The sequence below is a fragment of the Thermoleptolyngbya sp. C42_A2020_037 genome, from assembly GCF_015272455.1.
In the GTDB taxonomy this organism is placed as follows: Bacteria; Cyanobacteriota; Cyanobacteriia; order Elainellales; family Elainellaceae; genus Thermoleptolyngbya.
The window spans coordinates 14263-28506 of sequence record NZ_JACYLP010000023.1 but is presented as its reverse complement, the minus strand read 5'-3'; the positions used below and the strand labels follow the sequence as shown (position 1 = coordinate 28506).

14 protein-coding genes are annotated in these 14244 nt (G+C 58.7%); 8 read left to right on the top strand and 6 right to left on the bottom strand.

What is annotated here, in order from left to right; genetic code table 11:
- Positions 1 to 19: 19 nt before the first annotated feature.
- Positions 20 to 1249: a glycosyltransferase family 2 protein gene (locus tag IGS16_RS07000; protein ID WP_297084519.1), complete on the top strand. Its 1230-nt coding sequence runs from the start codon at positions 20 to 22 to the stop codon at positions 1247 to 1249.
- A gap of 75 nt (positions 1250 to 1324) precedes the next feature.
- On the opposite strand, the gene IGS16_RS06995 is transcribed toward IGS16_RS07000, so the two are convergent.
- Positions 1325 to 2422 (bottom strand): murein transglycosylase A, encoded by a 1098-nt coding sequence (locus tag IGS16_RS06995; protein WP_367185745.1) that lies wholly within the window; start codon positions 2420 to 2422, stop codon positions 1325 to 1327.
- Positions 2423 to 2700: 278 nt separating this feature from the next.
- Between IGS16_RS06995 and IGS16_RS06990 the strand changes: the two genes are divergently transcribed.
- Positions 2701 to 3462: a peptidylprolyl isomerase gene (locus tag IGS16_RS06990; protein WP_367185744.1), complete on the top strand. Its 762-nt coding sequence runs from the start codon at positions 2701 to 2703 to the stop codon at positions 3460 to 3462.
- A complete protein-coding gene (locus tag IGS16_RS06985) occupies positions 3462 to 5990 on the top strand; it encodes a type I secretion system permease/ATPase (RefSeq protein ID WP_297084514.1) in 2529 nt (842 codons plus the stop codon). The genes IGS16_RS06990 and IGS16_RS06985 overlap by 1 nt, the downstream gene beginning before the upstream one ends.
- Before the next feature lie 12 nt (positions 5991 to 6002).
- On the opposite strand, the gene IGS16_RS06980 is transcribed toward IGS16_RS06985, so the two are convergent.
- The 5 genes from IGS16_RS06980 to IGS16_RS06960 all read right to left on the bottom strand — a co-directional run bounded on the left by IGS16_RS06980 (position 6003) and on the right by IGS16_RS06960 (position 10863).
- Positions 6003 to 6581 carry a Uma2 family endonuclease gene (locus tag IGS16_RS06980; protein WP_297084513.1) on the bottom strand — a complete coding sequence of 193 codons (579 nt, stop codon included), beginning with the start codon at positions 6579 to 6581 and terminating at the stop codon, positions 6003 to 6005.
- A 126-nt stretch (positions 6582 to 6707) separates the two neighbouring features.
- Positions 6708 to 7331 (bottom strand): hypothetical protein, encoded by a 624-nt coding sequence (locus IGS16_RS06975; RefSeq protein WP_297084512.1) that lies wholly within the window; start codon positions 7329 to 7331, stop codon positions 6708 to 6710.
- 313 nt (positions 7332 to 7644) lie between these two features.
- Entirely contained in the window at positions 7645 to 8367 is a 723-nt protein-coding gene (gene folE / locus IGS16_RS06970; RefSeq protein ID WP_297084510.1) for a GTP cyclohydrolase I FolE, read from the bottom strand.
- Positions 8368 to 8516: 149 nt separating this feature from the next.
- Entirely contained in the window at positions 8517 to 9239 is a 723-nt protein-coding gene (locus tag IGS16_RS06965) for an SDR family oxidoreductase (protein ID WP_297084508.1), read from the bottom strand.
- 643 nt (positions 9240 to 9882) lie between these two features.
- On the bottom strand, positions 9883 to 10863 hold the full coding sequence (locus IGS16_RS06960) for an acetyl-CoA carboxylase carboxyltransferase subunit alpha (protein WP_297084506.1): 981 nt from the start codon (positions 10861 to 10863) through the stop codon (positions 9883 to 9885).
- Between the two features lie 437 nt (positions 10864 to 11300).
- Here IGS16_RS06960 and IGS16_RS06955 point away from each other — a divergent pair, with 437 nt between their 5' ends.
- From IGS16_RS06955 to IGS16_RS06935, 5 genes are all read left to right on the top strand, one after another.
- A complete protein-coding gene (locus tag IGS16_RS06955) occupies positions 11301 to 11585 on the top strand; it encodes a hypothetical protein (protein ID WP_068508949.1) in 285 nt (94 codons plus the stop codon).
- A gap of 19 nt (positions 11586 to 11604) precedes the next feature.
- Positions 11605 to 11802 (top strand): hypothetical protein, encoded by a 198-nt coding sequence (locus IGS16_RS06950; protein WP_297084502.1) that lies wholly within the window; start codon positions 11605 to 11607, stop codon positions 11800 to 11802.
- A 77-nt stretch (positions 11803 to 11879) separates the two neighbouring features.
- Positions 11880 to 12059, top strand: coding sequence for a hypothetical protein (locus tag IGS16_RS06945; RefSeq protein WP_297084500.1), 180 nt, complete (start codon positions 11880 to 11882; stop codon positions 12057 to 12059).
- A gap of 142 nt (positions 12060 to 12201) precedes the next feature.
- Complete coding sequence (locus IGS16_RS06940; RefSeq protein WP_297084498.1) at positions 12202 to 12663, top strand: hypothetical protein; 462 nt, start codon at positions 12202 to 12204, stop codon at positions 12661 to 12663.
- 186 nt (positions 12664 to 12849) lie between these two features.
- On the top strand, positions 12850 to 14241 hold the full coding sequence (locus IGS16_RS06935) for an MATE family efflux transporter (protein WP_297084497.1): 1392 nt from the start codon (positions 12850 to 12852) through the stop codon (positions 14239 to 14241).
- Positions 14242 to 14244: the final 3 nt, after the last annotated feature.

Sequence of the window (14244 nt, the reverse complement as noted above, 5' to 3'; positions counted from 1 at the left end):
GGATTCTGAGCAGAACTTTGTGAGTCTAGCCTGGCTGTTTATCCCGATTTCTCTTGTGGCGCTGGGCATGGCAGGCGGCTACTTTCCGCAGTTGCGCCGCGCCGTGGCGGAGTTGCCTCGTCCGCAAACGGCTCAAACCGATGCTGAGTGGACCGCGGCCTCGCCGCCGCTAGTTTCGGTGGTGATTCCGATGTACAACGAGGCTGAAAACCTGGAGGGCTGTATTCGCTCGGTGCTGGACTGCACAAGTCTATCTGCCAACCGCCTCCAGGTCTGGGTGATCGACGACCAATCTACCGATGGCACACTGGCGCAGTTGTATGACCTGCAAGCGCGGCTGGCTGATCCCCGGCTGCATATCCTGGCGGGCCGGCCCCAACCCGTGAACCAGCGCTGGTCGGGCAAAAACTGGGCCTGCTTTCAAGCCTCGCAGCACGCAGACGGCGACTGGCTGCTGTTTCTTGATGCGGACGTGCGGCTAAAGCCAGGGGCGATCGCCTCGATGGTGCAAACGGCGATCGCCCTTCAGGCAGACCTGCTCACCTGCATTCCGCAAGTGGTCAGCGGGTCGCTGGTGGAATGGCTGGTGCAGCCGCTGATGTTTGCCAATGCCGTAGTCACGTTTAATTCTGAAGCCGTGCGCGATCCAAAGTCGCCGACGACCTACGCGCTGGGCCCCTGCCTGCTGTTTTCGCGGGAGAGCTACGCGGCGGCGGGCGGCCACGGCGGCATCGGCGCGGAAGTTGCAGAAGATGTTGCCTTTGCCCGCACGCTCAAGCATCAGGGCTTTCGAGTGGTGCATGTGCTCGGTCGCGACCTGCTCAGCCTGCGGATGTATCGCTCCTTTGGGACCCTGTGGGAAGGCTGGACAAAGGTGCTATACGTCGGCGCAAACTATAGCGTGCCGCTGATGCTGCTGCTGGCGCTGGTGATGCTGTCGATTTACACCGTGCCCTGGCTGGCGCTGGCGATCGCCCTCGCGTCCCTGTTCACCGATGGTGGCCTGGGCGGCTGGATTCTGCTGCTGCTGGCAATTGCCGGCCTGGGGCTGCAATATGCCATTCGCGCTATCGGCTCCCATGCCCTGGGCACAACGACGCGCTATTGGTGGCTGCATGTCCTCAGCGGCCCGCTCATCACCGCGCTGGCAATCGCCTCTATTGTCAAAGCCGAAACGGGCTGGGGCTGGACTTGGCGGGGGCGATCGCTGAAGCCCCTGCGCCGGGTTTCTTCGTCTCGCCACCGCTGAGGCAGATTTTGGATTTTAGATTGTCGATTTTGGATTTTAGATTGCCAGCCCAAAATCCAAAATCCAAAACCCACCTCACTCGTTCAGCAGCAGGTAATACAACTGCCCTGGATGGTTGATCAACCCAGCGCGATCGCCCGCGAGCTGCCCGCTGCCCATATAGATATCGACCCGACCGGGCCCACGAATCGCGCCGCCTGTGTCTTGATCCAGCACATAGCGGCTGACGCGGCGCGGGGTCAACTGTCCTGCTGCTTCGACCTGGGGAATGTCCGTGCGGATTAGCGCCAGGGCACCGGGCGGAAACACAGTCTTGTCGGTGGCGATCGCCCGCTCAGCCGTCACGGGCACATTCAGCGACCCGATGGGCGGCGCACCGGCCGTTTCTCGGAAAAACACAAACCGATTGTTGCGCGGAATATAAACGTCTAACTCTGCCGGGTTTTGCCGAAAATAGTCCAGCACTACGGGCAGGCTCAGCCCCGCTTCGGGAACCTTGCCATCGTTACTCAACTCTCGCCCCAGGCTGGTGTAGGCATAGTCCGTGCGGCCGGCGTAGCCAATGCTGAGGGTCGTGCCGTCCGTCAGTTGCAGCCGCGCTGACCCCTGCACCTGGATCAGGAACGCTTCCAGGCGATCGCGCAACCAGGCGATTTCCAGCCCCCGCAGCGGCCCGTCCGCCCCCCGCAAGCCGTCGATGCCCTCTAGCTGGGCGCGGGTGGGGTGGGGCTTGGGCCAGCGGTCGAGGTCGGGCGGCAGGCGATAGACGGGATAGCGAAACTCGGCGGTGGGGCGGCGGCTGGCGGTGTAGGTCGGCTCGAAATATCCGGTGAAATCGACCGTGCCCTGGCCGTCGCGCCCGATGGATTGATAGAGCGAAAATTCTCGCAGCACCGCTGTTCGCAATTCTTCGGCAGAACGGGTGGATTGCAACAACTGGCGAAACCGCACCAGGCTGCGGCGGACGCGATCGCGCGTGAACCCTGGCACAGCAAGATTACGATAGGCTTCGGCCGCGGCAGGCGTGTTCAAATACCGCAGCGAATAGTCGATGGCGCGAATCATCGCCGGGCGATCGCCCCCAAATCGCCGAAGCTGCTCATCCAGCGTCACGGCTGCCTCTAGCTGGGTCGCCTCCACCCGCCGCAGTGGAACGGTCTGCGCCGCTGCCAGTCCCGCACTGCCCAGCCAGAGGCCCAACGCCAGTGCTGCACCTGCGAATAGGCGGCTGTAAAACTGAGGGCGATCGCCCCACTGCCTTTCTACTATCAATTGTCCTATCACCGTCAAACTCAACTCCAAACCAAGCGCTGGCCCATCCATTTATAACGTTCAATCGAACCATTCAGTTCCACCGTTCCGCCACACGCCCAACCCCAACCTCCCAACCCCTGAAACCTAACCCCCCAACCTTGGGCATAATGGAGGGTGCTGATGCAGAGAGCTATGGCATGACTTCAGAGCCGTTTTTGACCATTGATGACCAGCCGATCACCGTATCCCAGGTCTTTCGCTACTTGCAGGCAGGGGGCAAGCTCGACGGGTTCATTGGCGAAATCGTCCGGCAATACGTCATCGAGCGATCGCTCATTGAGGAACCCAACCTCCAGCCCAGCCCCGCCGTGCTGGAACAGGCCGTCGTCGATTTTCGGCTCAGCAACAAGCTGACGGATGCCCAAGTCTTCCAGCAGTGGCTCAGCACCAACGGGCTAACCTACGAAACCTTTCACGAGCGCATTGCCATCGGCTTCCGCATGGACAAGCTGCGGCAAAACGTGACGGAGCCGAAGCTCCAGGAATACTTCATCGAGCGCAAGATGTTCCTGGATCGCGTCGTGCTGTCGCGCATTATTGTAGACAGCAAAGATTTGGCAGAGGAACTGCGGCTGCAACTCTCCGAGGGAGCCAGCTTTGAGCAACTGGCGCGGGAGCATTCCCTGCTGGAAGACCGCGTGATGAACGGCATGATGGGCCCCGTCAGTCGCGGCAGTATGCCGGATATCTTGCGGGCGGCGATCGATCTGGCAGAACCGGGGCAAATCGTTGGCCCCATTGAGATAGAAGGGCGCTGGGCCCTGTTTCGCGTCGAAGAACTGCTGCCTGCCGTGCTGGAAAACCCCCAGGTGCGCCAAACCCTGCAAAATGAGCTATTTGACCAGTGGATCGCCGAAAAAATTCAAACCTTGCCGATTAAAATCAATATTGGAGAATAATGCCCCAAGACCCCCTTGCCAGCATTCCCTGGGATGCCCCTCCCCTCTGCTGGCTCAATGCCGATCAGCAAATTGCTGTCAAAAATCAGGCCGTCGTCCGCTCCTTTAAGCTGGGCGAGGTGATCTGGTCGGCCGATGCGCCAGGGGAGCAATATCTGGTGCTGGTGGGCAACGTGCGGCTGGTGCCGGAGGAGGGCAAGCCAACGCTGCTAAAGCCAGGGGACTGGTTTGGCAATTTTCCCAGCCTGACGGGCCCCTGGAAGGCGCGGGCGGCGGGCAAAGAGGTGCAGGTGCTGGCGTGGAACAGCGACCTGTGGGATGAGGTTTCGGCGCGGGTTCCCGAAGTGCGCCAGTTTTGGCTGGAGGGGCGATCGCGCTATCAGCCCGACTATTCCGACGCGCCCAAACCCGTGGCAGGGTTTCCCTTCGTGGGCGGCGTAAATTCGGCGGCCGCCTGCCTGACGATGGTTGCCCAGGTGCTCAATGCGCCGACGCAGATCGACTGGGTGCAGCGGCAGTTGCGCGGCCAGTTGCCCAAAGACTTGATTAACGCAGCCGAAAAGCTGGGCCTGCAAATGAAGCGGCTGCTGCTGACCGACTGGCGTGACTTGCAGACCGTCAGCTATCCGGCGCTGATGCTGTGGCATCGGGAGCATTGGGTGGTGGCCTACGGGGTGAAGGGCGATCGCCTGCTGATTGCCGACCCGCTCGATCCTGACCGCACCTGCAAAAGCGTCCCCAAGCCCGTCGTTCAATCGGCCTGGGACGGGCAACTGTGGACGGTGGAACCCGTGCAAAAGCAGGACAAATTTAGCCTCAAGTGGTTTTTGCCTGCGGTCTGGAAATATCGCGTGCTGCTGGGGGAGGTGCTGTTTGCCTCGCTAACGCTGCAACTGCTGGGGCTAGGGACACCCGTGATTACGCAAGTAATCATCGACAAGGTGATGGTGCAGGAAAGCATCCCCACGCTGGACGTAATGGGCATCGCACTGCTGATCATCGCGGTGTTCGAGGCGGTGCTGGGCATTTTGCGGATGTTTATCTTTACCCACACGACCAATCGGCTGGATATGGCGCTGTCGGCACAGCTCTTCCGGCACTTGCTGCGGTTGCCCTTATCTTACTTTGAGGCGCGTCGCGTCGGCGACACAGTGGCCCGCGTGCAGGAGCTAGAGGAAATCCGCCAGTTCCTCACCAGCACCGCGCTGACGGTGATCCTGGATAGTATCTTCTCCGTCGTGTATCTGGGGATGATGGCGTACTACAGCATCACACTGACGGGTATCGCGCTGGCCGTGATTCCCCTGTTTGCTATCCTGACGCTGATCAGCACGCCAATCCTCCGCAACTGGCTAAACGAAACCTTCAACCGCAGCGCCGATAGCCAGTCTTATCTGGTGGAAACGATGACGGGCATTCATTCCGTCAAGGCCCATGCAGCAGAACAAACCACGCGCGATCGCTGGGAAGGTTTGTATGCTCGTTTTGTCCGCACGGGCTTCCGTGCCACCACCACGGCAAACATCAGCAACCACCTGGGCGATTTTCTTACCAGCCTGTCAGCCCTGCTCATCCTCTGGTTTGGCGCACGGCTGGTGATCAATCAGGATCTCACCATCGGTCAGCTCGTCGCGTTTCAAATGCTGTCGGGTCGCGTTACGGGGCCGCTGCTGCGGCTAATCCAGCTCTGGCAAAACTTGCAGGAAGTGCTGCTGGCGGTCGATCGCATTGGCGATATCCTCAACGTTGCCCCCGAAGCAGAACCCGGCACGGGGCTAACGCTGCCCAATCTGCGCGGCGAAGTGGTGTTTGAAAACGTGTTTTTCCGCTATCAGCCCGATCAAGAGGCGATTCTCAAGGGCATTTCGTTTCGGGCTGAGCCGGGGCAGTTTGTCGGCATCGTGGGGCGCAGCGGCTCTGGCAAGAGTACCTTATCTAAACTGATTCAGCGGCTCTATCCGGCAGAGGCAGGGCGAATTCTGGTAGACGGCTTCGATATCAAAAGCGCTGACTTATCTTCGCTGCGACCGCAAATCGCTGTGGTGCTGCAAGAAGATTTCTTATTCAACGGCTCTGTGCTGGAAAATATTACCCTGGGCAATCCCAATGTGACGGCAGAGCAGGTAATCGAAGCGGCGCGGCTGGCTGTCGCCCACGACTTTATCTGCGACCTGCCCCACGGCTATGAAACCAGCGTCGGCGAACGCGGCACGGCCCTCTCTGGCGGACAGCGACAGCGCATCACCCTGGCGCGGATGTTCCTTTCGGATGCGCCCGTGCTGATTTTGGACGAGGCCACTAGCCACCTGGATGCGGAAACCGAGCAGCAAGTCCTCGAAAATTTGAAGCAGGTGTCGAAGGGGCGGACGCTGTTTCTGATCGCTCACCGCTTTGCCCCCTTGAAACGCGCCGACCTGATCCTGACGATGGAAAAGGGCGTAATTGTGGAGCGCGGCACACACGATTCGCTGTTGCAGGAAAAAGGGCTATATTATTCCCTCTATCAGCGACAGCAAATGTCGGTTTGAGCCATCCCGCGCTCAGCTAAAGATCTCGGCAGGTGTGAGCGCAAAGGCAGGCACCACCGTCGATTGAATGGCTTCTGCCTCGCTGTAAACCCGATCTTCGTATTGACCATTGACCCAGAGGCACAGCGTCACCTGCCGGGTTTCGGGATCGACAATCCAATATTCTGCGATGCCGCGAGCCGCGTACTCGGTGCGTTTGTGGCGATAGTCGCGGTCACGATTGACCTGACCGGGGCTAACCACTTCCACGACTAGCGCTGGGGGCGGCATGTCGCGAGTGATTGTGGCGCGGGAAGCACCCGCCACAGCCGCCTTTGAGTCTTCTGTATGCACCAGCAGATCGGGAATCCGCGCTGTGGCCCGTCGCCCGGTCACTTCAATTTCAGTTCCCCAAACGACCCAATCCGCCGGGATGTGTTTAATGAACTCGAGGAGCAATTTTCGCGCAATACTAAGATTCTCATCACTTTCGGGGGGCATTTCGACCAGCGCTCCATTCACCAATTCATAGCGAGTATCTGTACCGTCGTCGTGGCGCAAATAGTCCTCAAAAGTCAGGCATTGGGATTCGGTGGAGGTGGCTTGGCTCATGGATACGGCGCTCCGCTTGCACAGGATCGTTGGGGTTATTTTAACGAGATTTCTTATGCGTCGGGCGATCGCAGCACCGCATCTCCTGTACCGCCGTTTATAAAATTGCTCGCGCTTTTGGTATCCCTATCGAAGATCGGGTAGAAATTCTGGAAGAGTAGACTTGCTGCCCTTGTCCCGCAGGGTTTCCTCTAGAGCGACGATTGCCCGTCGGGGCGATCGCCTTAGGGACAGCTTCATCTCGCCGCGCTGCGGGCGCACCATGCCGCGCTCAACTGTCCCACGCTCCTCTGTCATTGCCCAATCAGTTAGGCAAAGCCCCAGCGCCAGCAGCACCCCGCCGACCCCCAGCACAAACACCCCCAGCGAAAGCTGAATCAGCCAGTTCGCCTGCACCAGCGTCCGCAAGGCCAACAGCAGCGTGCTGGAAACCAACAGTAGCAGCGATCCGTGGGCGACTAGCAGGCTTACGGCAACCATCTGGTGGTGTCGCTTGAGACGGCGATTGCTCCGCCGCAGCGCCAGCAGTGATCGATAGGCCCCCCGTCCCCACGACTGTTCCAACCGCCAGGGGCGATCGCCCAATCCCTTCATCTCATCTCGCAGCACCTCTCCCCCTGCCCCCCGCAGCAGACTATCCAACCACACCCAGCGCAGCATCAACCCCAGCCACACTGCCGCCCCCACCGCCACCATCAGCACGCTGTTCAAAATCAGTTGGATGAGTTGGGTTGTTTGCTCAATGCTCATTGGCTTGTCGGGAATTGAGGGTTGCCAGGAATCAGGGTTTGTTGAAAATCTGAGAGCAGGAACGAGCCGCAAAACTGACGAAAAAGGAGCTAGGATGCTGACTTTGCCTACCCTTGAAAAGAAGCAGGTGTAAGGCAGCAGGCAGGCGCAGAAACGAGAGCGAAAACGGAAAAATAAAGTCGGCCTCTGCCTGAGCAAAAACCGACTGTGGCAAGAAGTTGGTTAGTTCAATAGTACTACCCAACTTCGAGTAATGCAACTGTTTTTAGGAACCAGGATCAAGCCCTAAGTTCCGTATTCTAGAGCCTGGATTCTAGAAAAAGGCGGGCTGATGGCGGATCAAGCTGAGGAATTCTTCTCGCGTGCGCTGATCTTCCTGGAACACACCCAGCATGGCGCTGGTGACTGTCCAGGAACCGGGCTTTTGCACCCCGCGCATCACCATACACATATGAGTCGCTTCCATGACCACCGCCACGCCCTGGGGTTCCAGAATCGTTTGCACCGCTTCGGCAATCTGACGAGTTAGGCGTTCTTGCACCTGGAGGCGGCGAGAATACATTTCCACGATGCGGGCCAGCTTGCTCAGCCCCACCACTTTTTGATTGGGGATGTAGGCGACATGAACTCGACCCATGAAGGGCAGCATGTGGTGTTCGCACAGGCTGAAGGCGTTGATATCGCGCACCAGCACCATTTCGTTATGTCCTTCGTCAAAAATTGCGCCGTTCACCAGTTCTTCGAGCGACTGGTTATAGCCACTGGTGAGAAAGCGCATGGCTTCGGCGACTCGCTTGGGGGTCTTGAGCAAGCCTTCCCGCTCCGGGTCTTCGCCTACGCCCAGCAGCATCGTTCGCACTGCGTCGATCATGTCCTCTTGCGACACTTCGGTATGCTCTTGGGCATAGGAGGTCGTGCGATCGGGGCGCACTTCCAGGGTTAGTGTTTCGCCCTGCTTGGGTGTATCAATCTTAGTGGGTGAGGAGTTGGCTCCATTAGATCCGTTCGTAAATCCGTTAGAAGAAGCAATCGTCATAGGTCTTGGGATGAACTCTCCAAAGAAAACAATGAAACTGTTGAGAGAATCAGCCAGTGCCGAACGGCTTGTTCAGCAATCTCTCTGTAAAGCAGTCCCGGTAAAGCAGTCTCGGTAAAACCGTGCTGCTTGGGGGCTGGCTCGGATCTTCACAAGGCTCCCGCACTGGGAACCAGCGTGATTTCTTCAATCACTGCACCAGGGGGGAGCAGGGCAGTATGCACAATCGACTGGGCGACCACGTCGGCAGTGAGCATACGAGAGCGATCGAAGTCGGCTTGCACCGTATCGGTGTCCCAGATTGGCGTATTGACCGATCCGGGCGAAAAGGTGACGACGCGAATCCCGTGGGAGCGCTCCTCGGCTGCCAGGGTTTTGGATAGGGCGATTAGCCCCGCCTTGCTGACGTTGTAGGCTCCCCATCCGGGAAAAGCTTGATAGCCCGCGATGGAGGCGATGTTGATAATCACACCCTGGCCGCGATCGCGCATGGTTGGCAGCACAGCCTGAATGCACTGAAAGGCGCTGGTGAGGTTGAGATTGATCACCCGCTGCCAGTCGGCGAGGGGAGTCGTCAGCAAGTCTCCGGTGTAGCCGATTCCGGCATTGTTCACCAGAATGTCGATGGGGCTGGCAGTGGCGATCGCCCCAATTTTTTCGGCAACCTGATCCAAAACTTCCAGGTCAATGGGGTAGCTGTTGGCCTCTACACCCAGTTCCCGGGCCGCAGCGGCAACTGGCTCCAGCGATTCGGCGGAGCGGGCCACCAGAGCTAGGTTTACCCCCGCTTTGGCAAAGGCGATCGCCGTGGCTGCGCCAATGCCCCGACTGGCTCCGGTGATCAGGGCGCGGGTGGGAAGAGCGTGAGACATGCGTAAAATCCTGAACTGATGGATCAGCGTGAATGGAATAGAAAAAAACAATGGTTAAGCCAGCCTGTAGCCAAAACTTAAAATCGCAGGTGGGTAGCGAACTGGGAGAAACTCCAGTTCCAAGCAGCGGTATGAAGCGGTTGATTAAAGGAACGATTGGTTAAAAGCAGTTGGGTTAGCAGGTGAGTTAAAAAAGTTAGAAAACTGGATTGCTAGCGTCAAAGAGTCCTGAGCTCAAGTCAGGCGTGGGTCTTGGATGAGGCGGCATCTGGCTAATCCGTGCCATCAGGCATTGCAGTGAGGCGATCGCACGGCGAGTGTCCAGAAGCCAGACCGAATCCATCAGCAATAACTCTATCCAAATCAAAGCCAAGCCCTAATGCCTATGATTAGCATGACCGAAACAGGGCCCTATTAACGAGTATTAAGCGCTACACACCAGAATCGGCTCCAACATATTAAAAAATGTTACGGATTTGATTTTAACACTCATAAACCAGACTCGACCAATTTCCTCTGCTACGCTAACTGATTTTGTCAAAGGGAGTAGTGGGCAAATCCGTCCTGCCGTCTGGCTCCAGGTTCATTCAGAAATCGAGGGGCTGGGCCTATCAGTTCAGCCTCCCCAACTCCTTCCACTCGCTCAAGCCGACATCTCCTGAAAGATTCCAATCTTGCGAAACTTTTGGTAACGCAGGTCACGCCGCTGGGCGTTGGTGAGGCTATCAAGCTGGGCCAGGTTTTCTAGGATGGCGGCCTTGAGGGTGGCGGCGGCCTGGAGCGGGTTAGCGTGGGCCCCGCCCAGCGGCTCCGGCAAGATTTGATCCAGAATGCCAAGCTGTTTCAAATCTTGGGCGGTAATCCGTAGCGCCTCCGCCGCCTGAGGCGATTTGGCTGCGTCTTTCCACAGGATGGCGGCGCAGGCTTCGGGGCTGGCGACCGTGTAGACCGAATGCTCGAACATCATCAGGCGATCGCCCACGCCAATGCCCAGCGCCCCGCCCGAACCGCCCTCGCCGATGACAGTGCAGAGGATCGGCACGTCCAGTCGAAACATTTCGCGCAGGTTATAGGCGATCGCCTCCCCCTGGCCCAGCCGCTCTGCCTCCAGCCCCGCATAGGCCCCCGGCGTGTCGATAAACGTCAGAATGGGCATCCCAAACCGATTGGCGTGGTTCATCAGCCGCATTGCCTTGCGATAGCCCCCCGGCGAGGCCATGCCAAAATTGCGCGCTACGTTGTCTTTTGTGTCACGCCCCTTTTGATGCCCTAGCAGCACCACGGGCCGTCCGTCCAGCCGCCCAATGCCGCCCACCAGCGCCCGATCGTCTGTCCCCGTCAGGCGATCGCCATGCAGTTCGATCCATTCATCGGTCATGGCCTGAATATAGTCCAGCGTGCTGGGTCGGCGAGGATGCCGCGCCACCTGGAGTCGCTGCGCCGGAGTCAGGTTTTGAAAAATCTCCTGCCGGAGCTGATCGGCCCGCTCCTCTAGCTTTTGAATCTGGTCAAACACGTCCACCTCGCTTTCCTCCGCCAAGTTGCGGATTTGCAGGATGCGCTCTTCCAAATCGACCAGAGGTTTTTCAAAATCCAGCAGCAGGCGACGTTCCGTTGTGGGCATGGCTCAGGGTTAGAGGTTGAGAACTAGCTTGGGGTTGAGAACTGGGCTGATCACCCAAGGGTTCATTTTAGCAATCCGTCGTTCTCCACAGTTGCCCCAACGGCTGCGCCAGGGGATTTCAGACATCAAAACTATTGAGCTTTCCTGAGTTGGCCCCAGGAAAAAATTGATGGTAGGACTTACGCAGTTGGACGATTTCTCGCGGGCGCAGCCCGCGAGCAATCGTCCAAAACCTAGAAAACTTATCGCAAGTGCGTAAGTCCTGGATGGTTCTAATGGTTCTAGCTGAGGGATCTGCGGGTTGTTCCACGCCGTCCCCTTTTACCTGATTCCCGTTCACCCAATCGGGTGAGCCAGGTAGGTGAGGTAAGGATTGGGGCGATCGCCCTACGATAGGCACGACACTTCTGACAGCTTGGCTAGAGGAGGCAAAGCAGATGCTCAAACACAGCGGCGTTCGTACCATTCCAAATATTCGAGTCGTTGTGGTTGCTTTTGTCGCCGGCCAGTCCCAACGTCTCCAAACTAAAGTTCAGATCTTTCTGATCATTCAGATTTTGCGGCAGTTGCCCATTCTGCGGCAGTTGCTCAGCCCCCCACGCGGAATGCAGCCGGGGCTGCTGATGCGACGAAGCGGCCGCTGGGGCGCAGCAAGCTTTTCCAAAGCCCTTTTCAAAGCCTCTGGGCTAAAGGGCGCGGAGGAGTTTGCCCATTGCGGATAGCCCGCGAATAGTCCGTGCAATGGTTCAGCGTTTTGTTTGGGATCGCTGGGCCCTGCGTCCCCTCAGGCGACTTCAAGATTTAGCCAGGTCTAGAGGCTTCTCTGACCTGCATTTGCTTCCGGTTTTAGACACGGTTTGGCGCTTCATCCGCCGTGCCCGCAGGTTGGTTTATAGGCGGGCGGTTGAGGAGTCGGCGTTGGGGCAGTTGCCAGAATAGTTGCTAGAGCAGTTGCCGGAACAGTTATAGGAACACTTGTCGGAACGGTTACTGGAACAGTTGTTGGAACGGGCAGGGTGAGTTTGGTTTGCCAAAAGCGGGCGATCGCCCTAGCTCATGCTCTAATGTTCGCCCCCGTTCAAACTCTGGTTGATGCCTTTACCGGCCGCATCGCGGTTACCTCTGGTGCTTCGCTGGTCGAGCCTTGCCACCGTAGCGTGAGCCAGGTTTCGCAGCACATGCAGTGCCCGCAATAGGTTCCTGATACTCTCTACAACTCCGCAGCGCGATCGCCCTAGTGGTGTTTGCCAAGGCTCCAACCCGCTGATTTTGCCTCCTCTGAGGGTGCAGATCAGCATTTCCCTCGACGGATGGCGATGGTTTGACCCGGTTTGAGGTTTGACCCGATTTAACTACAGCGACGGGCAGGCAAGCTGGCTTTTGCTGCACCGTGCCCAAAGTCGCCCCTTCATCTCACCATTCACCCCTGGAGTCTTTCTCATGAAAACGATTCATAAACCCGGCGACCTAGAGCCGAAGCCGGGTTCTGCAACCAGTCTGGCAATTGACGGCAGTTGTTCCCGCAGATCTCGCTGGGCAAGGCTCTGGGACAGCTTGCTGGATCATCTATTGAGTCCTCTCCTGAGCTATGCAGGCGACCCTGGCGAACCGCGTGTTTGGTTCGAGCGCGATCGCAATGGGGAAAGCTGGTGGTGTGCCCATGACCCGGTGACGGGCGATCGCGTCCGCTGCCACACGGGTACAGAACTCCGTGCCTGGTTGGAATCTCGGTACAATCGCCCCTCTAGCCGCTCGACTCACACCGCCCGCAGCCTCGTGCCACCGATTCATCGCTGGTAGGCTGCTAGGAGGCGGAAACGCAAGCGTCAGGACTGAAGGCCCTGATCCGTGACGCTTGCGCCCAACTCTTCCCGGCTTCTATTCACCCGACGGCGGCCATTGCTCGACCTCCCCATCTTTGAAATTTCCAGAATTTCCGCAATTTCCAAAATCTCCGAATCTCTGAAACCCGAATCCCTCAAACCTATGAAACCCTGGCTTACGAAAAACACGATTTCAGCCGAATCGCGGGAGTTATTTTGGCTGGCGCTGCCGCTGGCAGGAGCGCAACTGTCGCAGTCGGCGACGGGCTTTGTCGATACGGTGATGATGGGTCGGCTGGGCAGCGAGTCGCTAGCGGCGGGCGGATTGTGTGCGACCTATTTTGTGGCGCTGCTGCTGCTGGGCGGGGCGATCGTGGCGGCGGTCAGCCCGCTGGCGGCGGAGGCCTACGGGGCAAATAATCCACAGCGGGTCGGCGCGGTTAATCGGCAAGGACTCTGGCTGGCGCTGCTGCTGAGTCTTCCCATGACGGTGCTGATCTGGCACGGCGACGCGGTGCTGAGCCGCACGGGGCAGTCGGCAGAGATGCTGGATCTGGGGCGGCCCTACTTGCGGGCGATCGCCCTCGGCTATCTCCCCGGTGTGGGCTTTGCGGCGCTGAAAAGCACCGTGTCGGCCCTGTCGCGCCCCCGGCCGATCATCCTGATCATGCTGGGCGGAATGCTGATCAACATGACGCTGAACTATGCGCTGACGCTGGGCAAGTTTGGGCTGCCGCAGTTGGGGCTGGCGGGCATTGGCTGGGCTAGCGCGATTTCGCTGTGGAGCATGTTTGGGGCGATCGCCCTTTACATCCTGCGGCAAGCGTCGCTGCGTCCCTACGCCCTCCTGAGCCATCTGCATCGGTTTGACCCCAAGCTGTTTCGGGAACTGGTGCGAATTGGCCTACCCATCGGCATTCTGGCTGCCATCGAGGTGGGCCTGTTTACCGTTACCACGTTTCTGATCGGGCAACTGGGAACCGTGCCGCTGGCGGCCCATCAGGTGGCGCTGCAAACGGCCGCCGTCACGTTCACCATTCCGCTGGGGATTTCCTTTGCCACGACCGTCCTCGTCGGTCAACGCCTCGGCCAGCGCCAGTTTCCTTTGGCCAAGCTGGCCGGATATCTGGGCATTGGCATGGGCAGTCTATTTATGGCCATCATGGCGCTGATTTTCTGGCTGATGCCGGAAACCATCGTGTCGCTTTATATCGACGTGCGCGACCCGGCCAACAGGGAAGTGGTAGAACTTGCCAAAAAGCTGCTCTGGGTAGCGGCTATGTTCCAACTGGTAGACGGCATCCAGGTCACGGCGACGGGCGCACTGCGGGGACTGAAGGATACGCAAGTTCCCATGCTGATTGGGCTGCTTGCCTACTGGGGCGTAGGGCTGACCAGCGGCTACTGGCTGGGTATCCAGGCGGGATTGGGAGCAGTCGGTCTGTGGTGGGGGCTGGCCCTGGGGCTGACCGTCGCGGCGATTATCCTGCCCTGGCGATTTAGCCGCGCCAATCCGCTCAAGCTAGAGGACGGTCTGGCGAGTTCAGGCTCCTGAGGC

Excerpts from the sequence above, each read along its gene's own strand:
- IGS16_RS06990 (WP_367185744.1), top strand. The coding sequence starts at position 2,701 with ATGACTTCAGAGCCGTTTTTGACCATTGATGACCAGCCGATCACCGTA.
- IGS16_RS06985 (WP_297084514.1), top strand. The coding sequence starts at position 3,462 with ATGCCCCAAGACCCCCTTGCCAGCATTCCCTGGGATGCCCCTCCCCTC.
- IGS16_RS06980 (WP_297084513.1), bottom strand. The coding sequence starts at position 6,581 with ATGAGCCAAGCCACCTCCACCGAATCCCAATGCCTGACTTTTGAGGAC.
- IGS16_RS06975 (WP_297084512.1), bottom strand. The coding sequence starts at position 7,331 with ATGAGCATTGAGCAAACAACCCAACTCATCCAACTGATTTTGAACAGC.
- folE (WP_297084510.1), bottom strand. The coding sequence starts at position 8,367 with ATGACGATTGCTTCTTCTAACGGATTTACGAACGGATCTAATGGAGCC.
- IGS16_RS06965 (WP_297084508.1), bottom strand. The coding sequence starts at position 9,239 with ATGTCTCACGCTCTTCCCACCCGCGCCCTGATCACCGGAGCCAGTCGG.
- IGS16_RS06960 (WP_297084506.1), bottom strand. The coding sequence starts at position 10,863 with ATGCCCACAACGGAACGTCGCCTGCTGCTGGATTTTGAAAAACCTCTG.
- IGS16_RS06955 (WP_068508949.1), top strand. The coding sequence starts at position 11,301 with ATGCTCAAACACAGCGGCGTTCGTACCATTCCAAATATTCGAGTCGTT.
- IGS16_RS06950 (WP_297084502.1), top strand. The coding sequence starts at position 11,605 with ATGGTTCAGCGTTTTGTTTGGGATCGCTGGGCCCTGCGTCCCCTCAGG.
- IGS16_RS06935 (WP_297084497.1), top strand. The coding sequence starts at position 12,850 with ATGAAACCCTGGCTTACGAAAAACACGATTTCAGCCGAATCGCGGGAG.